The 24,232-nt window shown below is 62.0% G+C and carries 20 protein-coding genes and 1 pseudogene; 13 read left to right on the top strand and 8 right to left on the bottom strand.

Features of this window, described 5'->3' with window-relative positions; genetic code table 11:
- Positions 1 to 45 precede the first annotated feature (45 nt).
- Positions 46 to 3,534 (bottom strand): chromosome segregation protein SMC, encoded by a 3,489-nt coding sequence (gene smc, locus IAE39_RS02605; protein WP_201199116.1) that lies wholly within the window; start codon positions 3,532 to 3,534, stop codon positions 46 to 48.
- Between the two features lie 3 nt (positions 3,535 to 3,537).
- Positions 3,538 to 4,197 carry a GntR family transcriptional regulator gene (locus IAE39_RS02610; protein ID WP_201199118.1) on the bottom strand — a complete coding sequence of 220 codons (660 nt, stop codon included), beginning with the start codon at positions 4,195 to 4,197 and terminating at the stop codon, positions 3,538 to 3,540.
- 268 nt (positions 4,198 to 4,465) lie between these two features.
- On the opposite strand from IAE39_RS02610, the gene xdhA reads away from it, so the two are divergent.
- The 4 genes from xdhA to guaD all read left to right on the top strand — a co-directional run bounded on the left by xdhA (position 4,466) and on the right by guaD (position 10,590).
- Positions 4,466 to 5,920 (top strand): xanthine dehydrogenase small subunit, encoded by a 1,455-nt coding sequence (gene xdhA / locus IAE39_RS02615; protein ID WP_201199120.1) that lies wholly within the window; start codon positions 4,466 to 4,468, stop codon positions 5,918 to 5,920.
- Positions 5,913 to 8,312 carry a xanthine dehydrogenase molybdopterin binding subunit gene (gene xdhB, locus IAE39_RS02620; RefSeq protein WP_201199121.1) on the top strand — a complete coding sequence of 800 codons (2,400 nt, stop codon included), beginning with the start codon at positions 5,913 to 5,915 and terminating at the stop codon, positions 8,310 to 8,312. Before xdhA ends, xdhB begins: the two co-directional genes overlap by 8 nt.
- Before the next feature lie 117 nt (positions 8,313 to 8,429).
- Positions 8,430 to 9,275, top strand: coding sequence for a xanthine dehydrogenase accessory protein XdhC (gene xdhC / locus IAE39_RS02625; protein ID WP_201199122.1), 846 nt, complete (start codon positions 8,430 to 8,432; stop codon positions 9,273 to 9,275).
- Positions 9,276 to 9,285: 10 nt separating this feature from the next.
- Positions 9,286 to 10,590 (top strand): guanine deaminase, encoded by a 1,305-nt coding sequence (gene guaD / locus IAE39_RS02630; protein ID WP_201199123.1) that lies wholly within the window; start codon positions 9,286 to 9,288, stop codon positions 10,588 to 10,590.
- Here the strand turns inward: guaD and aqpZ are convergent.
- Together aqpZ and IAE39_RS02640 are read right to left on the bottom strand one after the other, a co-directional pair.
- Positions 10,587 to 11,285, bottom strand: a complete 699-nt coding sequence (gene aqpZ / locus IAE39_RS02635) for an aquaporin Z (protein WP_201199124.1) — start codon at positions 11,283 to 11,285, stop codon at positions 10,587 to 10,589. The two genes, guaD and aqpZ, sit on opposite strands and share 4 nt — an antisense overlap.
- A gap of 150 nt (positions 11,286 to 11,435) precedes the next feature.
- Positions 11,436 to 12,191 carry a GntR family transcriptional regulator gene (locus IAE39_RS02640; protein ID WP_201199125.1) on the bottom strand — a complete coding sequence of 252 codons (756 nt, stop codon included), beginning with the start codon at positions 12,189 to 12,191 and terminating at the stop codon, positions 11,436 to 11,438.
- Between the two features lie 282 nt (positions 12,192 to 12,473).
- Between IAE39_RS02640 and IAE39_RS02645 the strand changes: the two genes are divergently transcribed.
- A complete protein-coding gene (locus IAE39_RS02645) occupies positions 12,474 to 13,823 on the top strand; it encodes an NCS2 family permease (protein WP_009683929.1) in 1,350 nt (449 codons plus the stop codon).
- Positions 13,824 to 14,087: 264 nt separating this feature from the next.
- Positions 14,088 to 14,843, top strand: coding sequence for an RHS repeat-associated core domain-containing protein (locus IAE39_RS02650; RefSeq protein ID WP_201199127.1), 756 nt, complete (start codon positions 14,088 to 14,090; stop codon positions 14,841 to 14,843).
- 60 nt (positions 14,844 to 14,903) lie between these two features.
- Here IAE39_RS02650 and uraH read toward each other — a convergent pair whose 3' ends face one another.
- Positions 14,904 to 15,257, bottom strand: a complete 354-nt coding sequence (gene uraH / locus IAE39_RS02655) for a hydroxyisourate hydrolase (protein ID WP_016393758.1) — start codon at positions 15,255 to 15,257, stop codon at positions 14,904 to 14,906.
- 17 nt (positions 15,258 to 15,274) lie between these two features.
- On the bottom strand, positions 15,275 to 15,580 hold the full coding sequence (locus IAE39_RS02660) for a hypothetical protein (protein WP_201199128.1): 306 nt from the start codon (positions 15,578 to 15,580) through the stop codon (positions 15,275 to 15,277).
- Between the two features lie 76 nt (positions 15,581 to 15,656).
- Here IAE39_RS02660 and puuE point away from each other — a divergent pair, with 76 nt between their 5' ends.
- The 7 genes from puuE (at position 15,657) to IAE39_RS02695 (ending at position 22,650) form a co-directional block, all read left to right on the top strand.
- The gene (gene puuE / locus IAE39_RS02665) at positions 15,657 to 16,583 is read left to right on the top strand and encodes an allantoinase PuuE (RefSeq protein ID WP_201199136.1); all 927 of its coding nucleotides are present in this window, start codon (positions 15,657 to 15,659) and stop codon (positions 16,581 to 16,583) included.
- Positions 16,583 to 17,098, top strand: coding sequence for a 2-oxo-4-hydroxy-4-carboxy-5-ureidoimidazoline decarboxylase (gene uraD, locus IAE39_RS02670; protein WP_201199138.1), 516 nt, complete (start codon positions 16,583 to 16,585; stop codon positions 17,096 to 17,098). Before puuE ends, uraD begins: the two co-directional genes overlap by 1 nt.
- A 49-nt stretch (positions 17,099 to 17,147) precedes the next feature.
- The gene (locus IAE39_RS02675) at positions 17,148 to 17,651 is read left to right on the top strand and encodes an ureidoglycolate lyase (RefSeq protein ID WP_110746428.1); all 504 of its coding nucleotides are present in this window, start codon (positions 17,148 to 17,150) and stop codon (positions 17,649 to 17,651) included.
- 45 nt (positions 17,652 to 17,696) lie between these two features.
- Positions 17,697 to 19,010 (top strand): urate hydroxylase PuuD, encoded by a 1,314-nt coding sequence (locus tag IAE39_RS02680; protein WP_201199140.1) that lies wholly within the window; start codon positions 17,697 to 17,699, stop codon positions 19,008 to 19,010.
- A 211-nt stretch (positions 19,011 to 19,221) separates the two neighbouring features.
- Entirely contained in the window at positions 19,222 to 20,577 is a 1,356-nt protein-coding gene (locus IAE39_RS02685; protein WP_201199142.1) for a nucleobase:cation symporter-2 family protein, read from the top strand.
- 152 nt (positions 20,578 to 20,729) lie between these two features.
- Positions 20,730 to 21,515: an outer membrane protein OmpK gene (locus IAE39_RS02690; protein ID WP_201199144.1), complete on the top strand. Its 786-nt coding sequence runs from the start codon at positions 20,730 to 20,732 to the stop codon at positions 21,513 to 21,515.
- A 352-nt stretch (positions 21,516 to 21,867) separates the two neighbouring features.
- A complete protein-coding gene (locus IAE39_RS02695; RefSeq protein WP_201199146.1) occupies positions 21,868 to 22,650 on the top strand; it encodes an outer membrane protein OmpK in 783 nt (260 codons plus the stop codon).
- A gap of 36 nt (positions 22,651 to 22,686) precedes the next feature.
- Here IAE39_RS02695 and IAE39_RS02700 read toward each other — a convergent pair.
- Together IAE39_RS02700 and IAE39_RS02705 are read right to left on the bottom strand one after the other, a co-directional pair.
- Positions 22,687 to 22,872 (bottom strand): annotated as a pseudogene (locus IAE39_RS02700) (DUF808 domain-containing protein); the annotation flags it as partial.
- A 276-nt stretch (positions 22,873 to 23,148) separates the two neighbouring features.
- Positions 23,149 to 24,069 carry a DUF808 domain-containing protein gene (locus IAE39_RS02705; RefSeq protein ID WP_201199147.1) on the bottom strand — a complete coding sequence of 307 codons (921 nt, stop codon included), beginning with the start codon at positions 24,067 to 24,069 and terminating at the stop codon, positions 23,149 to 23,151.
- Between the last annotated feature and the right edge of the window lie 163 nt (positions 24,070 to 24,232).

The raw sequence follows: 24,232 nt of genomic DNA on the forward strand, positions 1-24,232 counted from the left end.
ATGGCGGGGGCATTTCGCTACAGAATGTGCCCCCATCGTCGCGTATCAGGCGTCGACCATGGCCATGGCGGCCTCCACATCAACTGCAACAAGACGTGAACAACCTGGTTCATGCATGGTCACCCCCATCAATTGGTCCGCCATTTCCATGGCAATCTTGTTATGGGTGATGTAGATGAACTGCACACTTTCACTCATTTCCTTGACCAGACGCGCATAGCGCCCGACGTTGGCATCGTCCAGCGGTGCATCGACCTCGTCGAGCATGCAGAACGGTGCGGGGTTCAACTTGAAGATGGCAAACACCAGCGCCAAAGCGGTCAGTGCCTTCTCGCCGCCGGACAGCAGATGGATGGTGCTGTTCTTCTTGCCCGGAGGTCGCGCCATGATCGTCACCCCTGTATCGAGTAGATCTTCGCCCGTCAGTTCCAGATAAGCGCTGCCACCACCGAAAACTTTTGGGAAAAGTGCCTGTAATCCGGCATTTATCTGATCAAAGGTATCCTTGAAGCGGTTGCGGGTTTCCTTGTCGATCTTGCGAATGACGTTTTCCAGGGTCTCCAGCGCCTCGACCAGGTCGGCGTTCTGGGCATCCAGATAGCGTTTGCGCTCGGACTGCTGCTCGTACTCTTCGATGGCGGCGAGGTTGATCGCCCCCAGGCGCTGGATGCGCGCCTCTAGCTGTTCCAGTTCCTGTTCGGTGCCCTGTTCGCTGGCCTCGGCCTCCAAAGTAGCCAGAACCCCTTGCAGGTCGTAGCCATCGGCCAGCAACTGCTCCTGCAGGGTCTTGCGCCGCACATCCAGGCCCTGGCACTCCAGCCGTAGCTGCTCCAGTTGCCCGCGCAGCAATAGCGCCTGCTGCTCGGCCTGGGTGCGGCGCTTTTCGGCGTCGCGCAACTCGCGGTCGGCTTCGTCCATGTGCAGACGGGCCAGGCGCATTTCCTCGTCAACGCTCATGCGCAGTTCCAGCAGCCCTTCCAGCTTCAGGCGCAGCTCTTCCTGCGGGGCCTCGCCCTCTTCCAGGTTCAGGCTCAGTTGCTCCTGGCGCTCGCTTAACCGTGCCGCCTGCTGCTCAAGGCGCTCCAGGGCCTGGCGGGTGGAGTCGTGCTGGGCACGCAGCGAACCCAGGCGCACGGCCAGCTGATGGGCGTGATCCTTGTGCTGACGGGCTTCCTGGCGCACCCGGTCGAGGCTTTCCCGCAGGGTGTCGCGGCGGGCCATCAACTGCTCGCGCTGTTCGGTGTCCTGGGCCATCAGCTCCAGGGCCTCTTGCAGCAACAAGCGGGCTTCGCCCAGTTGTTCGTGCTCAAGGGCGCGCTGTTCTTCCAGTTCGGCCAGTTCTTCCTGCAAGCGCCGGCGGCGCAGTTCGACCTGCTCGGCGCGCGCACGGCTGGCCGAGAGGCTGGCTTTCAGTTCACCGTGCAGGCGGTTTTCTTCCTGGCTGCGGCGGCGCAGTTGCTCGCGCTGTTCTTCCAGGCCCAGCTGCTGCTCGCGCAGGGTTTGCAACTGTTGCTCAAGCTGCTCCAGCGCCGCCTCCTGCTGCAGTTGTTCCTGGCCCAGGCGGTCGATTTCCTGGCCACGCGCCAGCACACCGCCTTCGGCCTCACCGCCACGGCGTACCCGCAGGAAGTGCCGGCCAACCCAGTAGCCATCGCGGCTGACCAGGCTCTGGCCGTCGCCAAGCGATGTGCGCTGTGCCAGCGCCTGGGCCAAGTCTTCGACAGGCTTGACCTGACCCAGCCAGGGTGCCAGATCGACACGGCCTTCGACCTTTTCCAGCAGGCTGCCGGGCAACGACGCGCTGGCATCGCTGGCCTGCAGCAAACGCAGCTCGCCTTGTTCCAGACCGGCAAAATCGAGGCCGTTGAAATCGTCCACCAGCACAGCCTGCAGGTCAGCGCCGAGCACGGTTTCTACGGCAAGCTCCCAGCCCGGTTCTACCCGCAAGCCTTCGGCCAGGCGTGGCTGTTGCTCCAGGCCCTGGCCCTGCAGCCAGTCTGCGGCGCCCGCCCCCGGCTCCAGGGCTGCCTGCTGCAAGGCCTCCAACGAGGCCAGGCGGCCGCCCAGACGCTGCAGGTCGCCCTGCGCCTGCTGCTGGGCCTGGGTAGCCTGCTGCAGTTGCCCACGTGCGCCTTCCAGGCGCTCGACCACCTGCTCTTCAGACAGCTGCAGTTCTTCGAGCAACATTTCACTGCTGGCCAACTGCTCGGCCAGTTCCAGCATGGTGGCGTCCTGCGGGTCGCTCCCCAGCTGCTCGCGCTCTTCGCCCAGCTTGCGCTGGCGCTCGGCCTGGCGCTCCAGGCTGGTTTCCAGCTGTTGCAGGCGCGCCTGCTGCACTTCGGCCTGGCGCCGCGGCTCGGCGGAACGGCTGTTGAAGCTGTCCCATTGTTCCTGCCAGCCGTGCATGCCCAGTTCGGCTTCTTCCAGCGCGGCGGCAGCCTCTTCGGCGGCAGCCAGGGTCATTTCCTGCTCGGGCTCGAGCATGGCCAGTTCTTCGCCCAGGGTGGCCAGCAAGGTACGGTCGTGGCCCAGGTGCGATTCGGTTTCCAGCCGTGTGCGTTCGGCCTCCTTGAAGTCGTCCTGCAACTGGCGCAGGCGCTGCTGGCCGTGCTGGATGCTCTGCTCGACCCGGGCGATGTCGCCGGCTACCGAATAGAAGCGGCCCTGCACCTGGTTGAAGCGTTCGGACAATTCATGATGGCCGTCGCGCAGGCGCTCGATGCTGGCATCGGCATTACGCTGCTCGGCCACCAGCGCCTCGTGGGACACGTCCTGGTCGCCGATCACCGACTCGCGCTGGCGCACCCGTTCGTCCAGGTCGCGCCAGCGCAAGGCCGACAGGCGCGCCTTCATCTGCCGTTCCTGGGCCTTGTACTCCCGGTATTTCTCGGCGGCCTGGGCCTGCCGGTGCAGGCGCTCCAGCTGGCGTTCCAGCTCTTCGCGCAGGTCGGTCAGGCGCGCCAGGTTTTCCTGGGTGCGACGGATGCGGTTTTCGGTTTCGCGGCGGCGCTCCTTGTACTTGGAGATGCCGGCGGCTTCCTCGATGAAGTTGCGCAGCTCTTCGGGCTTGGCCTCGATCAGCTTGGAGATCATGCCCTGCTCGATGATCGAGTAGCTGCGCGGCCCCAGGCCGGTACCGAGGAAGATGTCGGTAATGTCGCGCCGGCGGCACTTGGTGCCGTTGAGGTAATAGCTGTTCTGCCCGTCGCGGGTGACTTTGCGGCGGATGGAGATTTCGGCGTAGGCGGCGTATTCGCCGACCAGGGTGGTTTCGCTGTTGTCGAAGACCAGCTCGATGCTGGCCTGGCTGACCGGCTTGCGACCACTTGAGCCGTTGAAGATGACGTCGGTCATCGACTCGCCGCGCAGGTTTTTCGCCGAGCTTTCGCCCATCACCCAGCGCACCGCGTCGATGATGTTGGACTTGCCGCAGCCGTTGGGGCCGACCACGGCCGCCATGTTGCTGGGGAAATTGACCGTGGTCGGGTCGACGAACGACTTGAAGCCGGCCAGGCGAATGCACTTCAGGCGCATCGGTCAGCCCCGGGCCAGCGCCGCCAGCACCAGTTCGCAGCTGCGCTGGCCATAGGCGGTAAGCACCTCGCGAATACGCGGCAGGTCACGCGCGACCACGGCTTCGAGCAGGCGGGCAAACAGGTCGAGGTAGTCGATCATGTTGGCCTGGCGCTGGTCCAGCGACAGGTAGTAGGCACGGCTCATGGCCGGCTGCAGGTTCTCTACGGTTTCCTGCAGGTACGGGTTGTCGGCGAACGGGAAGGCCGCACGCATCACCGCAAAGCTGTCGGCGACGAAGGTCTTGATGTCCAGCTGGTCATGGGCGCGCTGCAGACGCTGCTGGATCTCCAGGAACGGGCGCAGGTCGGCTTCGGTGCGCCATTTTTGCGCAACCGCGTTGCCCAGCAGGATGTAGAACTCGCCCATCAGCGCGCACAGGCTGCGCACGCTGCGCTCGTCCAGTTCGGTGACGTGGGCACCGCGGCGCGGCAGGATCGCCACCAGATGGCGGCGCTCGAGGATCAGCAGCGCTTCGCGCACCGAGCCGCGGCTGACGTTGAGCGCCTGGGTAACCTTCTGCTCCTGGATACGCTCGCCTGGCGCCAGCTCGCCGCGGATGATGCGTTCGGCCAGGTAATCGGCAATCTGCTCGGAGAGGCTGTCCGGGGCCTTGAACGTCATGGTTTTCCTTCAAAATCATTGAACTGGGCACAAGTGGCGGATTGTAGCGTACTTGGGCGGTAACCGCGCAGAGGGGCCAGGCGGTTTATTTGACCCTGCAGACAGTCCCGCGCCCGGCGCGATCTATGCTTGGAATATGGGCAATGTGATCGGCCGGGCGTGAGTACGTGTATTTTCTTGACCTTCGAGTCAGAAAAATATTGACCTGCCAGACAGGTGTTGCTTAGAGTCCGCCCAACAACAATAAAACCATTGCGAGGCTATCCCCGTGATCCAGTTTCTCGTCAACCAGGAGCTGCGTAGTGAGCACGCCCTGGACCCGAACATGACGGTGCTGCAGTACCTGCGCGAGCACCTGGGCAAACCCGGCACCAAGGAGGGCTGCGCCAGTGGTGACTGCGGCGCCTGCACCGTGGTGGTCGGCGAACTGACCCAGGACGACCAGGGCCACGACAGCCTGCGCTACCGCAGCCTGAACTCGTGCCTGACCTTTGTCTCGTCGCTGCATGGCAAGCAACTGATCAGCGTCGAAGGCCTCAAGCACCAGGGCCAGTTGCACAGAGTGCAGCAGGCCATGGCCGATTGCCATGGTTCGCAATGCGGCTTTTGCACCCCCGGCTTTGTCATGTCGTTGTTCGCCCTGCAAAAGAACAGCAGCGGCCCCGACCTGCACCAGGCCCAGGAAGCCCTGGCCGGCAACCTGTGCCGCTGCACCGGCTACCGGCCGATCCTCGACGCTGCCGAACAGAGCTGCCGCCAGCCCTGCCGTGACCAGTTCGATGCCCAGCAGGCGCAGACCATCAGTCGCCTCAAAGCCATCACCCCGACCCAGACCGGCGAGCTGAACAGCGGCGACAAGCGCTGCCTGGTGCCGCTGACCGTGGCCGACCTGGCCGACCTGTACAGCTCGCACCCCGAAGCGCGCCTGTTGGCCGGCGGCACCGACCTGGCGCTGGAAGTGACCCAGTTCCACAAGACCCTGCCCGTCATGATCTACGTCGGCCACGTGGCCGAGCTCAAGCGCATCGAGAAAACCGCCAGCCACCTGGAAATTGGCGCCGCCACCCCGCTCACCGATTGCTACGGCTCGCTGAACGAGGAATACCCCGACTTCGGCGCCCTGCTACACCGCTTTGCCTCGCTACAGATCCGCAACCAGGGCACCCTGGGCGGCAATATCGGCAACGCTTCGCCGATTGGCGACTCGCCCCCCTTGCTGATTGCGCTGGATGCGCAGGTTGTCCTGCGCCAGGGCGACCGCCAGCGGGTGATGCCACTGGAAGACTACTTCATCGACTACCGCATCACCGCCCGCCAGGACAGCGAGTTCATCGAGAAGATCATCGTACCGCGCGCCAGCAATGACTGGGCGTTCCGTGCCTATAAAGTGTCCAAGCGCCTGGACGATGACATCTCCGCCGTGTGCGCAGCGTTCAACCTCAGCCTCGAAGACGGCGTGGTCAGCGGTGTGCGCATCGCCTTCGGCGGCATGGCGGCGATCCCCAAGCGCGCCCGGGCCTGCGAAGCGGCACTGCGCGGCAAACCCTGGGACCAGGCCGCCATCGAGCGCGCCTGCCAGGCCTTGGCCGAGGACTTCACCCCGCTCAGCGACTTCCGCGCCAGCAAGGAATACCGCCTGCTGACCGCGCAAAACCTGCTGCGCAAGTATTTCATCGAACAGCAAACACCGCACATCGAAACCCGGGTGACCGCTTATGTCTAACCATCACGTAGCCAAGAGCCAGGCCGAGATGGCCGAGCTGTTCAGCCAGGACCTGACCACCGGGGTCGGCCGCAGCGTCAAGCACGACAGCGCCGACAAGCATGTATCCGGCGAGGCACTGTACATCGACGACCGCCTGGAATTCCCCAACCAGCTGCACGTTTATGCACGCACGGCCGACCGCGCCCACGCCCGCATCCTGCGCATCGACACCACGCCGTGCTATGCCTTCGAGGGCGTGCGCATCGCCATCACCCACGAAGACATCCCCGGCCTGAAAGACATCGGCCCGGTGGTTGCCGGCGACCCGCTGCTGGCCATCGACAAGGTCGAGTTCTTCGGCCAGCCGGTACTCGCCGTAGCCGCCCGTGACCTGGAAACCGCACGCCGCGCCGCCATGGCCGCCATCGTCGAATACGAAGACCTGGAGCCGGTGCTGGACGTGGTCGAGGCACTGCGCAAGAAGCACTTCGTGCTAGACAGCCACACGCACCAGCGCGGCGACTCCGCTGCCGCCCTGGCCACTGCCCCGCACCGCATTCAAGGCACCCTGCACATCGGCGGCCAGGAGCACTTCTACCTGGAAACGCAGATTTCCTCGGTGATGCCCACCGAAGACGGCGGCATGATCGTCTACTGCTCCACGCAAAACCCCACCGAAGTGCAGAAGCTGGTCGCCGAAGTGCTCGACGTGCCGATGAACAAGGTGGTGCTGGACATGCGCCGCATGGGTGGCGGTTTTGGCGGCAAGGAAACCCAGGCTGCCAGCCCGGCTTGCCTGTGCGCCGTGGTGGCACGCCTGACTGGCCAGCCGACCAAGATGCGCCTGCCACGGGTCGAGGACATGACCATGACCGGCAAGCGCCACCCGTTCTATGTCGAATACGACGTAGGCTTCGACGACACTGGCCGCCTGCACGGCATCAACTTCGACCTGGCCGGCAACTGCGGCTACTCGCCCGACCTGTCCGGTTCGATCGTCGACCGCGCCATGTTCCACTCCGACAACGCCTATTACCTGGGCGATGCCACCGTGCATGGCCACCGCTGCAAGACCAACACCGCCTCCAACACCGCCTACCGCGGCTTTGGCGGCCCACAGGGCATGGTCGCCATCGAGCAGGTGATGGACCACATTGCCCGCCACCTGGGCCGCGACCCGCTGGCGGTGCGCAAGGCCAACTACTACGGCAAGACCGAGCGCAACGTCACCCACTACTACCAGACCGTCGAGCACAACATGCTCGAAGAGATGACCGCCGAGCTGGAAGCCAGCAGCGACTACGCCGAACGCCGCGAGTCGATCCGCCGCTTCAACGCCAACAGCCCGGTATTGAAAAAAGGCCTGGCGCTGACCCCGGTCAAGTTCGGCATCTCGTTCACCGCCACCTTCCTCAACCAGGCCGGTGCATTGATCCATATCTACACCGACGGCAGCATCCACCTGAACCACGGCGGCACCGAGATGGGCCAGGGCCTGAACACCAAGGTGGCACAGGTGGTGGCGCAGGTCTTCCAGGTGGATTTCAGCCGCATCCAGATTACCGCCACCAACACCGACAAGGTGCCCAACACCTCGCCGACTGCAGCGTCCAGCGGTGCAGACCTGAATGGCAAGGCAGCGCAGAACGCTGCTGAAATCCTCAAGCGGCGCCTGGTCGAGTTTGCCGCGCGGCATTACCAGGTGACCGAGGAAGACGTCGAGTTCCGCAACGGCCATGTGCGCGTGCGCGACCAGATCGTCAGCTTCGAGCAATTGGTGCAGCAGGCCTACTTTGCCCAGGTGTCGCTGTCCAGTACCGGCTTCTACCGCACACCCAAGATCTTCTACGATCGCAGCCAGGCGCGGGGACGGCCGTTCTACTACTACGCCTTTGGCGCCGCGTGCGTGGAAGTGATCGTCGACACCCTGACCGGCGAGTACAAGATGTTGCGTGCCGACATCCTGCACGACGTTGGCGATTCGCTGAACCCGGCGATCGACATCGGCCAGGTGGAAGGTGGCTTCATCCAGGGCATGGGCTGGCTGACCACCGAAGAACTGGTGTGGAACGCCAAGGGCAAGCTGATGACCAACGGCCCGGCCAGCTACAAGATCCCGGCGGTGGCCGACATGCCGCTGGATCTGCGGGTAAAGCTGGTGGAGAACCGCAAGAACCCGGAAGACACCGTGTTCCATTCCAAGGCCGTGGGCGAGCCGCCGTTCATGCTCGGCATCGCTGCCTGGTGCGCGATCAAGGACGCCGTGGCCAGCCTCGCCGACTACCGCGTGCAGCCGCAGGTGGACGCGCCGGCAACGCCGGAGCGGGTGTTGTGGGGGTGTGAGCAGATGCGCAAGGCGGTGGCTGCCGCGCAGCCTGCCGAGCCTGAACTGGAAACCGTTACCCACTGACAGCGCATGACCTTGTAGGAGCGGGTTCACCCGCGAATGCGATAGTGGCTTCACCGCCGCATTCGCGGGTAAACCCGCTCCTACAGGGTCAGCAGCCTGGCTTAGAGAGGTTGCATCATGCACCAATGGATCAACGCCCTCGCCGACCACCAGTCCCGTGGCGAAGCCTGCGTACTGGTGACCATCATCGAGGAACGCGGCTCGACCCCGCGCAATGCCGGCTCGAAGATGGTGGTCAGCGCCAGCGGCCTGTTCGACACCATCGGCGGTGGCCACCTGGAATACAAGGCCCTGCACATCGCCCGGCAAATGCTTGAAGAACAACGCACCACCCCGCACCTGGAGCGCTTCAGCCTCGGTGCCAGCCTGGGCCAGTGCTGCGGTGGCGTCACCGTGCTGCTGTTCGAGCCCATGGCCGCCGTGCAGGCCCAGATCGCCGTGTTCGGCGCGGGCCATGTCGGCCGGGCTCTGGTACCCTTGCTCGCCGCCCTGCCCTGCCGGGTGCGCTGGATCGACTCGCGTGAACAGGAATTCCCCGAACTCATCCCCAACGGGGTGACCAAGGTCGTCAGTGAGGAACCGGTCGACGAAGTCGCAGACCTGCCCCCAGGCTGCTACTGCATCGTCATGACCCACAACCACCAGCTCGACCTGGAACTGACCGCCGCCATTCTCAAGCGCAACGACTTCACCTGGTTCGGCCTGATCGGCTCGAAGACCAAACGGGTCAAGTTCGAGCACCGCCTGCGCGAACGTGGCTACGACGACGCGCTGCTGGCGCGCATGCGCTGCCCGATGGGCCTGGCCGAGGTCAAGGGCAAGCTGCCCATCGAGATCGCCGTGTCCATCGCCGGTGAAATCATCGCCACCTACAATGCCTGCTTCGGCCAGCACGATGCTGCCGCCAATGCAGGCCCCATTGCCCAGTTGCTGCCGCCCTCCCGGCGCAGCCAAGCCATATGACGAGTGTGTTATGACCGTTACCCGCAAAGCCTACCGTGCCGCCATCCTGCACAGCATCGCCGACCCGGCCGAGGTGGGCCTGGAGGCTTCCCATGAATACTTCGAGGACGGCCTGCTGGTGGTCGACGATGGCCGCATCAGCGCCGTCGGCCACGCCAGCGAGCTGCTGCCGACGCTGAATGCCGGCATCCCGGTCGAGCATTACCAGGACGCCCTGATCACCCCGGGTTTCATCGACACCCATATCCACTTCCCGCAGACCGGCATGATCGGTTCCTACGGCGAGCAGTTGCTGGACTGGCTGAACACCTACACGTTCCCGTGCGAAAAGCAGTTCGCCGATAAAGGCCACGCCGACCAGGTGGCGAAGATCTTCCTCAAGGAACTGCTGCGCAACGGCACCACCACGGCACTGGTGTTCGGCAGCGTGCACCCTGAGTCGGTCAATGCCCTGTTCGAAGAGGCCGAGCGCCTGGACCTGCGCCTGATTGCCGGCAAGGTGATGATGGACCGCAACGCCCCGGACTACCTGACCGACACCGCCGAATCCGGCTATGCCGAAAGCAAGGCGCTGATTGAACGCTGGCACGGCAAGGGCCGCCTGCACTATGCCGTTACCCCGCGCTTTGCCCCGACCAGCACACCTGAACAGCTGACCCTGGCCGGCCAACTGCTCAAGGAACACCCGGGCGTGTACATGCACACGCACCTTTCGGAAAACCTGAAGGAAATCGACTGGGTCAAGTCGCTGTTCCCCGAGCAGAAGGGTTACCTGGACGTCTACGACCACTTCGAGCTGCTGGGCGAGCGCTCGGTGTTCGCCCATGGCGTGCACCTGTGCGACGACGAGTGCCAACGCCTGGCCGAAACCGGCTCGGCCGTGGCGTTTTGCCCCACCTCCAACCTGTTCCTCGGCAGCGGCCTGTTCAACCTGCCACAAGCCGAGCGTTTCAAGGTCAACGTGGGCCTGGGCACTGACGTTGGCGCCGGCACCAGTTTCTCGCTGCTCAACACCCTGAACGAGGCGTACAAGGTGATGCAGCTGCAAGGTGCTCGCCTGCACCCGTACAAGTCACTGTACCTGGCCACCCTCGGCGGCGCCCGTGCGTTGCGCCTGGACGACCGCATCGGCAGCCTGCGCCCAGGCAACGATGCCGACTTCGTGGTGCTGGACTACAAGGCCACGCCGCTGCTGGACTACCGCATTCAGCAGTCCAACAGCATCGAAGAAACCCTGTTCGTGCTCACCACCTTGGGCGACGACCGCACGGTGCGTGAAACCTACGCTGCCGGGCGTTGCGTGCACCAGCGTTAAGGCTCCTTGGCAAGGCCTCGATACAGCGCGCCGCCGATTGCAGCACCGATCAGCGGCGCCACCCAGAACAGCCACAGCTGTTGCAGGGCCCAACCACCGACGAACAAGGCCGGCCCCGTGCTACGCGCGGGGTTGACCGAGGTGTTGGTGACCGGGATCGAGATCAGGTGGATCAGGGTCAAGGCCAGGCCGATGGCGATCGGCGCGAAGCCTGCCGGTGCGCGGGAATCGGTCGCGCCCATGATCACCACCAGGAACATGGCGGTCATCACCACCTCACTGACAAAGCCCGCGCCCAGCGTGTAGCCGCCGGGTGAGTGGTCGGCGTAGCCGTTCGAAGCCAGCCCGGAAGACAACTCGAAGCCCGCCTTGCCGCTGGCGATCAGATAGATGACACCCGCGGCCAGGATCGCGCCGATGACTTGGGCGATCACATAGGGCAACAGCTCTTTGGCCGGGAAACGCCCACCCACCACCAGCCCGAACGACACGGCGGGGTTGAGATGGCAACCGGAGATATGGCCGATGGCGAAGGCCATGGTGAGCACGGTGAGGCCGAAGGCGAAGGCGACACCGAGCACACCGATGCCAACAGGGGAACTGGCTGCGAGTACCGCACTGCCACAGCCGCCAAGCACTAACCAGAAGGTGCCGATCAGCTCGGCACCCATTCGTTTACCCAGAGACATGGTCATGGACCTTTCCTCAACAAGTAGTGGAACGCAATGGATGCGCAAGCCCAACTGCTTGATGAAGGTTTGCCCACAAGAATTTAGCAGACCTTTGGGTAATGGCCAGAAATGGCTGGGGGCGCGAAGCGGCCCCAGAGTCAGATTGGCAAACGATCAACCCTTGGCGGAAACCTTGGGTTTTTTCAGCAAATGCGAGAACACCGCATGCAGGTCGTCCGAGGCGCTTTCCTCGTCCAGGTTCAGCTTGCTGTCGATGTGGTCCATGTGGTGCATCATCAGGCTTACCGCCTGCTCGGCATCACGCGCCTCGATGGCATCGATCAGTTGCATGTGCTCGTCATACGAGCAATGCGAACGGGTGCCGGTTTCGTACTGGGCAATGATCAGCGACGTCTGCGACACCAGGCTGCGCTGGAAGCTCACCAGCGGTGCATTGCCCGCGGCTTCGGCCAGCTTGAGGTGGAATTCGCCGGAAAGACGAATGCCGGCACCACGGTCACCTCGCGAGAAGCTGTCGCGCTCTTCACGCACCATCTGCCGCAGCTCGTTCAGCTGGTCCAGCGTGGCGTGCTGCACGGCCAGTTCGGTAATGGCGCGCTCCACCATGCGCCGCGAGAAAAACACCTGCCGCGCCTCTTCCACCGTCGGGCTGGCCACCACCGCACCGCGGTTCGGCCGCAGCAGCACCACGCTCTCGTGAGCCAGGCGTGACAAGGCGCGGCGGATGATGGTGCGGCTGACGCCAAAGATTTCGCCCAGCGCTTCCTCGCTCAACTTGGTGCCCGGTGCCAGACGCTGCTCGAGGATCGCCTCGAAAATGTGCGCGTAGACGATGTCGTCCTGGGTACCGCTGCGGCCGGCCTTGCCGACACGTGCAGGTTTCTTCAGAGGTTGCAGCTGTTCGTTCATGGGCTCTCGAGGCACGAAGAGAAAGTATGGCGCCATTGTACACAGGCTGAGGCGATTCCGCAGGGGGCGTTTTACCTATATAGCCGTTGTACGACGCATTGCGCACACAAAACATAAAACATTATTTGCATTCTTTGTACACAAAAGCATAATCCACCGAGCAACTTCTTGACCCATGAGTCAACAAAAAGGTCAGACGCTGCCTTCCCTCGTGGGGCCACCAAGTGCATTGCTCAGGAACTGGCCCCAACAACAACAAGAAAGACTTGAGGAGTACTCGCTGTGGAAAGCCGCAAATCCGAAGCCCCTACGCTGGATCTTGCCCCACCGCTCGAAACGAGCTGGCTGGAGCGGATTTTCAAACTCAAGCAACACGGCAGTACCGTCAAAACCGAGCTGATTGCCGGGGTGACCACCTTCATCACCATGGCCTACATCATCTTCGTCAACCCCAACATCATGGCCGACGCCGGCATCGACCATGGTGCCGCCTTCGTCGCCACCTGCATCGCCGCCGCGCTGGGCTGCCTGCTGATGGGCCTGTACGCCAACTGGCCGGTGGGCCTGGCGCCGGGCATGGGCCTGAATGCGTTCTTCACCTATACCGTGGTCGGCACCATGGGCTACAACTGGGAAACCGCGCTGGGGGCCGTTTTCGTCTCGGGCGTGCTGTTCATGTTCCTGACCTTGTCGAAAGTGCGCGAATGGCTGCTCAACAGCATCCCGGTGAGCCTGCGCCATGCCATGGGGGCTGGCGTCGGATTGTTTCTCGGGCTGATCGGCCTGAAGACCGCCGGCATCATCGTCGACAGCCCGGCCACCCTGATCAAGCTGGGCTCGCTGCATGAACCAGGGCCACTGCTAGCGGCCGTGTGCTTCCTGCTTATCGCCATCCTCAGCTACAAGCGGGTGTTTGGCGCCATCCTGATCAGCATCATTGGCGTCACCTTGGCCGGCTGGGGCCTGGGGCTGGTGAAGTTCGGCGGGGTGATGTCGATGCCGCCGAGCCTGGCACCGACCTGGATGGCCATGGACGTTGCCGGTGTGTTCAACGTCAGCATGATCAGCGTGGTGCTGGCGTTCCTGTTCGTGCACATGTTCGACACTGCCGGCACACTGATGGGCGTGGCCCAGCGGGCCAATCTAGTGGCGCCGGACGGGCGCATCGAAAACCTGTCACGAGCGTTGAAGGCCGACAGTGCTTCGAGTGTGTTCGGTGCGGTGGTTGGGGTACCGCCGGTAACCAGCTATGTAGAAAGTGCTGCCGGCGTGGCCGCAGGCGGTCGCACCGGCCTGACGGCCGTGGTGGTCGGCCTGCTGTTCGTGGCGGCGATGTTCTTCGCGCCGCTGGCCGGGATGATCCCGGCGTATGCAACTGCAGGCGCGCTGATCTACGTGGCGATGCTGATGATGGGCAGCATGGCGCACATCCACTGGGATGAAGCCACCGACAGCATTCCGGCGATCGTCACGGTGATCATGATGCCGCTGACCTTCTCGGTTGCCGATGGTATTGCCCTGGGCTTTATCAGCTATGTGGCGTTGAAGGCGGGTACCGGCAAGTACAAGGAAATCTCCGCCAGCCTGTGGGTGCTGTGCGCGATCTTCATTGCGAAGTTCGTGTTCCTCTGAGCTCAACCGCACCAACAAAGGGCGCCACGGCGCCCTTTGTCCCTCCCGGCGCGGTCTCCCTGCGGGAGCGGCCTTGCGTCGCGAAAGGGCTGCGCAGCAGCCCCAGAAATCTTCATCGCGCCACCGATCCTGGGGCCGCTACGCAGCCCTTTCGCGACGCAAGGCCGCTCCCACATTGACGGCGTCAGGCTGATATTTCTGTCAGGTGCAAGGAGCGCAGGGGCTTGATACAAAGGCTACCGAATATCGATAGAGACTGCCCCAATGCGAAATTTTACAAGGGCCGCCCGCGCCTATACACCTTTTGGTCACAGTACTCCCGCTAACCATTTGCTGGGTTTTAATGGCGAATTTCAACAAGGCATTACCGGTCTTTATCCGCTGGGTAACGGCCATCGCATGTACAGCCCGGTGCTGATGAGGTTCTGTAGCTCAGACATGCTGAGCCCTTTCGACCGAGGTGGCTTGAACAGCTATGCCTACTGCGAAGCAGACCCGGTCAATCGGACAGACCCGAGCGGCAGAAGCCCTCTGCTGTTCAAGCGCGGTTTCAAGCTGCTGGCAGGGGCAGGGATTGCGTGGGGGGCGGTGAAAAGCCGTGATTTCATCGGTGAAGTTTTCACTACCAGCAAGCGAGCACTCACTCGCGGAGCGATACCGCCTGAGGGATTCCCCGAGCACCGATACTACCTCTGGAAAAACGCAAACAAGGCTGACAAACCTTTCAACAACGCGGTGAACCGGGTTAACGAGAATCTGGGATCCCACGGTGATGGCGCGCTTACAGCAAAACAAGCCGATTACTACACAAAAGGAACCTGGTCAGACGACAGCAACACCACCCTGCATCTGCACAGCACCGCCGGCTGGGCGCTGCAATTCGCGCAGACCGCAGATCCGGCCGCTGCGACTGGGGCCTTGTTCAATGGTTCCGCCACATTCATTTCAGGAGTGTTGGACAAAAAACCCTACATAACGGGAGAGATCTTCCAGCTGTCAGTCAGCGACGTCCGACAATAAAAAAAGCCCGCCAGTGTGAGAGCGGGCCAAAGGACCTACGAAGATTCTTCTAGCGACCAACTAGCTTCCGCGGTAGGTCGAATAGCTGTACGGCGAGATCAGCAGCGGCACGTGGTAGTGCTCCTGCTTTTCATCAATGCCGAAACGCAGCACGACAACATCCAAAAAGGCCGTTTCCGGCAGCTGCACGCCGCGGGCACGGTAGTAGGCGCCAGCGCTGAACTGCAGCTGATAAACGCCGGTACGGTAGTCGTCACCCTGCAGCAGCGGCGCGTCGACGCGGCCATCGCTGTTGGTCAGGGCGGTGTTCACCAGTTCAAGCTGCTGGCCTTCGACACGGTACAGCTCGACCTTGATCGAGCTGCCCGGGCAGCCATGCGCGGCATCCAGTACGTGTGTGGTCAAACGTCCCATTGCTTGTCGCCTCTTGTTCAATCTGTGGGCAAAAAATACACGGCCATCAGCACGGCACCAGGCCAGCGATGTGCGGGAATGACGCCATTAAGACATTCCATCGCAAAATTGTACACAATTTTTTGATCCCTTCTGTCGCACTCCGCGATTCTTGCCCAGAAACGACCCATCGGTCGCAAATACAAGGCCGGTGCCGACCCCAATGCCATTAGCTGACCAATCAGGCAGGTTTCTTGCACTGTATTTCCAGAGCGCTGCCAGGCGACAAAAGGGAAGAAATGCGGAAAAACAGGCTTACAAAAGATTTCAGAAGTTGTATACAATCAGCCCATCCGGTGGTGCGACATACCGACGCGGCCCGCCCACCCCCCGCACTAACGCACAAGAAGGAAGACTGCAGTGAGCGCTGACTACCCTCGCGACCTGATCGGTTACGGCAACAACCCTCCTCACCCGCAATGGCCGGGCAACGCTCGCATCGCGCTGTCTTTCGTGCTCAATTACGAAGAAGGCGGCGAACGCAATATCCTGCACGGTGACAAGGAGTCCGAAGCCTTCCTGTCCGAGATGGTTGCTGCCCAGCCGCTGCAAGGCCAGCGCAACATGAGCATGGAGTCGCTGTACGAGTACGGCAGCCGTGCCGGCGTGTGGCGCCTGCTGAAGCTGTTCAAGGACAGCGGCGTGCCGCTGACCGTGTTCGCCGTGGCCATGGCCGCCCAGCGCCACCCCGACGTGATCCGCGCCATGGCCGCAGCCGGCCACGAGATCTGCAGCCACGGCTACCGCTGGATCGACTACCAGAACATGGACGAGGCCCAGGAGCGCGAGCACATGCTCGAAGCCATCCGCATCCTCACCGAACTCACCGGCGAACGCCCCGTGGGCTGGTACACCGGCCGCACCGGCCCGAACACCCGCCGCCTGGTGATGGAAGAAGGCGGTTTCCTGTACGACAGCGACACCTATGACGACGACCTGCCCTACTGGGAGCCGAACAACCCGACCGGCAAGCCGCACCTGGTGATCCCGTACACCCTCGACACCAACGACATGCGCTTCACCCAGGTACAAGGCTTCAACTGCGGCGAGCAGTTCTTCCAGTACCTGAAAGACGCCTTCGATGTGCTGTACGCAGAAGGCGCCGAAGCCCCGAAAATGCTTTCCATCGGCCTGCACTGCCGCCTGGTCGGCCGCCCGGCACGCCTGGCCGCGCTGAAACGCTTCGTCGATTACGCCAAAAGCCATGACCAGGTCTGGTTCGCCCGTCGCGTGGACATCGCCCGCCACTGGCACACCACCCACCCGTACAAGAAAGAGAACGCCTGATGACCGCCTTCAACACCCTCAAGCCATCCGTCCTGGGCCGTGACGCCTTCGTCAAGGCCTTCGCCGACATCTACGAGCACTCGCCGTGGGTGGCCGAAAAAGCCTATGACCTGGGCCAACTGGGCGAGCTGGACGAGATCGAGGCGCTGCACCAGCGCATGAGCGACATCCTGCTCAGCGCCAACCACGCCGACCAGCTGGCGCTGATCAACGCTCACCCGGACCTGGCTGGCAAGGCCGCCGTGCAGGGCGAGCTGACCGAATCGAGCACCAACGAACAGGCCGGCGCGGGCATCCACCAATGCACCGCCGAAGAGTTCGCCCGTTTCACCGAACTGAACGACGCCTACAAGGCCAAGTTCCAGTTCCCGTTCATCATGGCGGTCAAAGGCAGCAATCGGCACCAGATTCTCGCCTCCTTCGAAAAACGTATCCACAACGATACCGATGCCGAATTCAAGGAAGCCCTGGCGCAGATCAACCTGATCGCCCTGTTCCGTCTGCTGCAACTGTAAGCGACAGCCGAACCCAATTCAGTACAACGAACATATAAGAGAGACCCGCATGCGCACCCTGATGATCGAGCCCCTGACCAAAGAAGCCTTCGCCCAGTTCGGAGACGTGATCGAAACCGACGGCAGCGACCACTTCATGATCAACAACGGCTCGACCATGCGCTTCCACAAGCTCGCCACGGTCGAAACCGCCGAGCCGGAAGACAAGGCGATCATCAGCATCTTCCGCGCCGACGCGCTGGACATGCCGCTGACCGTGCGCATGCTGGAACGCCATCCGCTGGGCAGCCAGGCTTTCATCCCGCTGCTCGGCAACCCCTTTCTGATCGTGGTCGCGCCCGTTGGCGATGCACCTGTATCAGGCTTGGTCCGTGCCTTCCGTAGTAACGGCAGGCAGGGCGTTAATTACCATCGCGGCGTCTGGCACCACCCGGTGCTGACGATCGAAAAGCGGGATGACTTCCTGGTGGTTGATCGCAGTGGTTCTGGCAACAACTGCGATGAGCATTATTTCACCGAGGAACAGATGCTGATCCTCAATCCCCACCAATAAGAAAAGGTCGGTCATCGTTCACGGTGATCGGCAGAGGTACATACTGTGGAAGCACACCTTCACGAATGGCTGAACCTGAGCATTCGCTGGGTTCACATGATCACCGGTGTCGCCTGGATCGGTGCATCGTTCTACTTCGTCTGGCTGGAGAACCACCTGAACCGAAGCAACCCGCGCGATGGGTTGTCGGGTGATCTCTGGGCAATTCACGGCGGTGGTATCTACCACCTGGAGAAATACAAGCTCGCACCCCCAAAAATGCCCGAGAACCTGCACTGGTTCAAATGGGAAGCCTACTTCACCTGGATGTCCGGTATCGCCCTGCTGTGCGTGGTGTTCTACTGGAACCCGGCGCTGTACCTGCTGGCCCCTGGCAGCACCCTGAGCGGTGCCGAAGGCGTGGCCATCGGTATCGGTTCGCTGATTGCCGGCTGGTTCATCTACGACTTCCTGTGCGACTCGCCTTTGGGCAAGAAGCCAGCGCTGCTCGGCGGTGTACTGTTCGTGCTGATCATTGCCGCCTGCTGGGGCTTCAGCCTGGTGTTCAGCGGCCGTGGTGCGTACCTGCACACCGGCGCGATCATCGGCACCATCATGGTCGGTAACGTGTTCCGCATCATCATGCCGGCCCAGCGCCAGCTGGTGGCGGCGATCGAGAACAACCAGACGCCCGACCCGGTATTGCCGGCCAAGGGCCTGCTGCGCTCGCGTCACAACAACTACTTCACCCTGCCGGTGCTGTTCATCATGATCAGCAACCATTTCCCGAGCACCTACGGTAGCCAGTACAACTGGCTGATCCTGGCCGGTATCGCAGTAGCCGCGGTTCTGATCCGCCACTACTTCAACACCCGCCACGACAGCAACAAGTACGCCTGGACCCTGCCCGTCGGCGCCCTGGCAATGATCTGCCTGGCCTATGTCACCGGCCCCAAGCCGATGGCCGTCAGCCCTGAGCAGGCCGCCGCGAAGGTCGAGTACCAGCCACTGCCGGCTACCGCTGTAGGTGGCAAGACCGCTGCCGAGCTGCGTGCCGAAGAGGCTGCCAAGCCTGCCGAAGCGCCAGCCGCTGCCCCGGCAACTGCTCAGGCCGGTGGTGAAAGTTTTGACAAGATCCACAACGTCATCCAGGAACGCTGCACCGTGTGCCACTCGTCGAAACCGACCAGCCCACTGTTCAGCGCCGCCCCTGCCGGCGTGATGTTCGACACCCCGCAGCAGATCCAGGCCCAGGCCGCGCGCATCCAGGCGCAAGCGGTCGCCAGCCAGATCATGCCGCTGGGCAACATCACCCAGATGACCACCGAAGAGCGCAAGCTCGTCGGCGACTGGATCGCCAAAGGCGCCCAGGTCAACTGAAACACAATTGTCGGGGTAACCCCCTCTCCCTGTGGGAGCGGGTTCACCCGCGAAGAGGCCGGTAAACCCGGCCTCAAACTTGAAGATTTACGCAACAAGCAAGCATCGAGCGTCCAGCCTCAAGCGGGAACCCCAGGCTCTCTTAACCGGGAGCCTGCCGCTTGAGACAGGCGCTTGGATCCGAGAATAAAAACAAAACTCGAGGTGCTGCATGTCCGAGTCACGCAAGGCGTATATCCCTATTGCGCCGCCGCGCGAACCCTTGCCCTTGCTCCAACTGATCCTGGTTGGCCTGCAACACGTTCTGCTGATGTACGGTGGCGCCATCGCCGTGCCGCTCATCATCGGCCAGGCTGCCGGGTTGTCCCGTGAAGAAGTCGCTTTCCTGATCAACGCCGACCTGCTGGTCGCTGGCGTCGCCACCATCATCCAGTCATTCGGTATCGGCCCGGTGGGCATCCGCATGCCGGTGATGATGGGTGCCAGTTTCGCTGCCGTCGGCAGCATGGTGGCCATGGCCGGCATGCCCGGCGTGGGCCTGCAGGGGATCTTCGGCGCGACCATCGCTGCCGGGTTCTTCGGCATGCTGATCGCGCCGTTCATGTCCAAGGTCGTACGCTTCTTCCCGCCACTGGTCACCGGTACGGTGATCACCTCGATTGGCCTGTCACTGTTCCCGGTGGCGGTCAACTGGGCCGGTGGTGGCGAAGCATCGGAAAACTTCGGCGCACCTATCTACCTGCTGGTGGCCAGCCTGGTGCTGGCCGTGATCCTGTTGATCAACCGCTTCATGCGCGGCTTCTGGGTCAACGTGTCGGTACTGGTGGGTATGGGCCTGGGCTACATCCTGGCCGGCTCCATCGGCATGGTCGACCTGACCGGCCTGAATGAGGCACCGTGGGTGCAAGTGGTCACCCCACTGCACTTCGGCATGCCAACCTTCAGCCTGGCGCCGATCCTGTCCATGTGCCTGGTGGTGGTGATCATCTTCGTCGAGTCCACCGGCATGTTCCTGGCCTTGGGCAAGGTGACCGATCGTGAAGTCACCCCAGGCATGCTGCGTCGCGGCCTGCTGTGCGATGCCGGTGCATCGTTCATCGCCGGCTTCTTCAACACCTTCACCCACTCCTCGTTCGCCCAGAACATCGGCCTGGTGCAGATGACCGGGGTCCGCTGCCGCTTTGTCACCATTGTGGCCGGTGCACTGTTGATTCTGCTCAGCCTGCTGCCCAAGGCGGCCTTCCTGATTGCCTCGATCCCGCCTGCAGTACTGGGCGGCGCGTCCATCGCCATGTTCGGCATGGTCACCGCCACCGGGATCAAGATTCTTCAGGAGGCGGACATCGGCGACCGCCGCAACCAGCTGCTGGTTGCCGTGAGCGTCGGCTTCGGGTTGATCCCCGTGGTGCGCCCGGAGTTCTTCGCCCAGATGCCGCAGTGGATGGAACCCATCACCCACAGTGGTATCGCCATGGCCACGGTCAGTGCCCTGGTGTTGAACGTACTGTTCAACATCCTTGGGGGTGCCGACCGCGCGGTGCACAACGACGCCTGTCACCAGCACTGAGTAAACCGCTTCGAGCCAAAGGGAGCGGCGCGCTGCCGCTCCTGTCTCGACCTAGCCGTAAACGCTTCACCGTCGGCCTGCCGGAATGGGCCGCTCGGGGCGCCTGCGCGCCGAAAAAACCCAAAAAAAACAATAAGTCCGGGAACCACAACATGAAACGCATCACCACGTCCCTCTTGCTGGGCAGCAGCCTGCTGGCCACCGTCCCCGCCCACGCTGGCGAATGGCTGCAGTGGCACGGCGAAAGCCTGACCTACCTGTACGGCAAGGACTTCAAGGTCAACCCCAGCATCCAGCAGACGGTTACCTTCGAGCACGCCAACAAATGGAAGTACGGCGACACGTTCATGTTCGTCGACAAGATCTTCTACAACGGCAAACCCGACCCGGGCAAAGGCGTGACCACCTACTACGGTGAGTTCAGCCCGCGCCTGTCGTTCGGCAAGATCTTCGACCAGAAGCTGGCCTTCGGCCCGATCAAGGACGTGTTGCTGGCCATGACCTACGAGCGTGGCGAAGGCGACAACGAAGCCTACCTGATCGGCCCCGGCTTCGACCTGGACATTCCTGGCTTCAACTACTTCACCCTCAACTTCTATGTGCGCAACACCGAGGGCAGCCGCCCCGGCGACAACGTCTGGCAGATTACCCCCGGCTGGTCGTACACCATCCCGGTGGGCCGCTCCGACATTCTGATCGACGGCTATCTGGACTGGGTTACCGACAACGACGAGACCCGCCGCGGCACCTATCACGCCAACCTGCACATTAACCCGCAGGTCAAGTACGACCTGGGCAAGGCCCTTAACCTGGGCGCCAAACAGCTCTACGTCGGCTTTGAGTACAGCTACTGGAAGGACAAGTACGGCATCGACAGCCGCGGCAACCTGGACAGCAACCAGAGCGTTGCCAGTACGCTGATCAAGGTACACTTCTAAGAAGCTGACCAAACGCACAAGTTTGAATCACCCCGCTCCAGGACGGAGCACTTGAGGCGCGGCGCGCAAGCCAGTAATCTGCGCGCCCCTCGATCAGGGCAGAACGGATTCTGCCTGCGTTTACTGACCGCTCAGTCAATGAATACGGGCGGTTGGCCAACGTGTTGCCAGCCTGAAAGACCCTTTTCATCCGTTCAGAACGAAGTCGAGCAGGAAGGTTTTGCCAACCCGGAAAAGTTGGCTCGACCCTTGCCAAACAGCTGTGGCCTATCAAAAAAAGCTGACTCGCAAGACAACAAAAGCGCCGCCAACGAGCGCTGACAACAGATCAATCAAGGGAGCGACACTCGCAATGCGTACCATCAACAGCCTGATCCTTGCCGGCGGCCTGCTGGCCTGTGGCGCCAGCCACGCCGACGACCTGCTGCAGTGGCAGAACAACAGCCTGACCTACCTGTGGGGCAAGAACTTCAAGGTCAACCCGTCGATCCAGCAAACCGTTACCTTCGAGCACGCCGATGCCTGGAAGTACGGCGACAACTTCATCTTCGTCGACAAGATTTTCTACCAGGGGCAGAAAGACGCCGGTAACGGCCCGAACACCTACTACGGCGAAATCAGCCCGCGCCTGTCGTTCGGCAAGATCTTCGACCAGAAGCTGGAGTTCGGCCCGGTCAAGGACGTGCTGCTGGCGATGACCTACGAGTTTGGCGAGGGTGACACCGAGGCGTACCTGATCGGCCCCGGCTTCGACCTGGCCATCCCCGGCTTCGACTACTTCCAGCTGAACTTCTACAACCGCACCACCGACGGCAGCCGTGCCGGCGACAACGTGTGGCAGATCACCCCGGTATGGTCATACACCATTCCAGTCGGGGACTCCGACGTGCTGATCGACGGCTTCATGGACTGGGTGGTGGACAACGACGAGAACCGCCGTGGCACCTACCAGGCCAACCTGCACTTCAACCCGCAGATCAAGTACGACCTGGGCAAGGCGCTGCACCTGGGCGAGAAACAGCTGTACGTGGGTGTCGAGTACGACTACTGGAAGAACAAGTACGGCATCAAGGACAGCGATGCTTTTACTACTGACCAGAACACCATGAGCTTCCTGGTCAAGGTTCACTTCTGACCTGAACCCTCCGGGCCGCGCTGCGGCCCATTCGCATCAGCTGGCCGGCCGAACCGCCCGCCACAGTTTGCCGGCAACCGCCACCACCGCCAGCACCACGGCACCGGCCACCACCCCGGCAACGCCATTGAGCAACGCCCCGGTCAGCGCCCCGCCGCGCCCTTCACTGAACGCCTCGATGGCATGATGCAGCGGCGCGATGCCATGCACCAGAATCCCGCCCCGTCCCCAGTCGAAAGGTACATGGACATGGACACTCTCTAAGCCCCTAAAATCAAGGGCTTGAGCCACCATAGATTTGTCCATATGGACAGCCAAAAAAGTGGACATCGTGAGGGCGGGCCCACCTGCACGATTTCTTTGACCGCCCCCACCACCTTGCCGGAGGAAGGCATCCAGCCTCCGATGGAGGGCCAGAGCCTTCGTGAGCCCGCCGAATTTTCCGTCAATTGACATATTTAATCTGCCCGAGAGCAATCCATCTCAGCACCGACTAACTCAGTTCGCTGCGATCCTGCGAACCCAAGAAAAAGCACTGACCGCTACTGCAGTTACAAATCCTGCCATTGCTCCAACTACGCCAAACAACCCAACTTTTACGACCGCACCCCAGCTTCCAGTTTCTGCGACCACAGCCTCGACAGCGTGCTCAAGCGGAAGTATGCCTTCGGCAACGAAAGTACCGCCGACCAAGAACATGGCAATCGTCCCGATCCAGGACAGAGCTTTCATCAGAAATGGCGCAGCCGACACCAACACTTGGCCAAACTTTCTGACCGCCCTACCCCACACTCCTTCAGCCTTCGATTTAACGAGCGCGAACCCGGCGTCATCGAGTCTAACAATGCCAGCAACCATGCCATAGACCCCCACGGTCATCGCCAACGCAATCACAATCAGGGTCAAGATTTGCTGATAAAGAGGCGCCTCAGCCACTACGTTCAAGGTGATAACGATGATCTCGGCGCTCAAAATAAAGTCTGTCTTGATCGCACCCTTGATCTTCCGCCTCTCGTACTCCGCTAGTTCCTCTGTGCTTTTGGGGATCACCTTCTTTCCGTGCTCTTCCGCACCATGCCCTTCGCGAGAAAATTTGTCTTTGATCGCCTCGTAGCCCTCGTAGCAGAGGTATATACCACCAGCCATGAGGAGCCATTTAACGGCTGCGGGCAGCACCGCGCTGAGGATAAGGGCACAAGGAACTAAGATCGCCTTGTTCTTGAGTGAGCCTTTGAACACTGCCCACACCACAGGAAGTTCGCGATCTGCTTTCATGCCTGTAACTTGCTCAGCGTTCACTGCCAAGTCGTCACTCAGCACACTGGCGGATTTTTTTGCAGCGACTTTGCTCATGAGAGAAATGTCATCTAACAGGGCTGCGATATCATCCAACAATGCAAAAAAACTGCTGCCGGCCATTTTAATTCTTCCTTAATAGTTTTTAACAATCTCGTGCCTGGAAGCGCCAGACTCACCAGAATATCTCTGGAGCAGCACTATGGCCGACAAGATGGCATACAGACCTGCTGCTGGCAAAACAGTTCTGCACAGCTTTCAAAGGTCTGCACCGCTGTTGGCGCCC

It is taken from the genome of Pseudomonas sp. S37 (assembly GCF_016658545.1).
Classification (GTDB): domain Bacteria; phylum Pseudomonadota; class Gammaproteobacteria; order Pseudomonadales; family Pseudomonadaceae; genus Aquipseudomonas.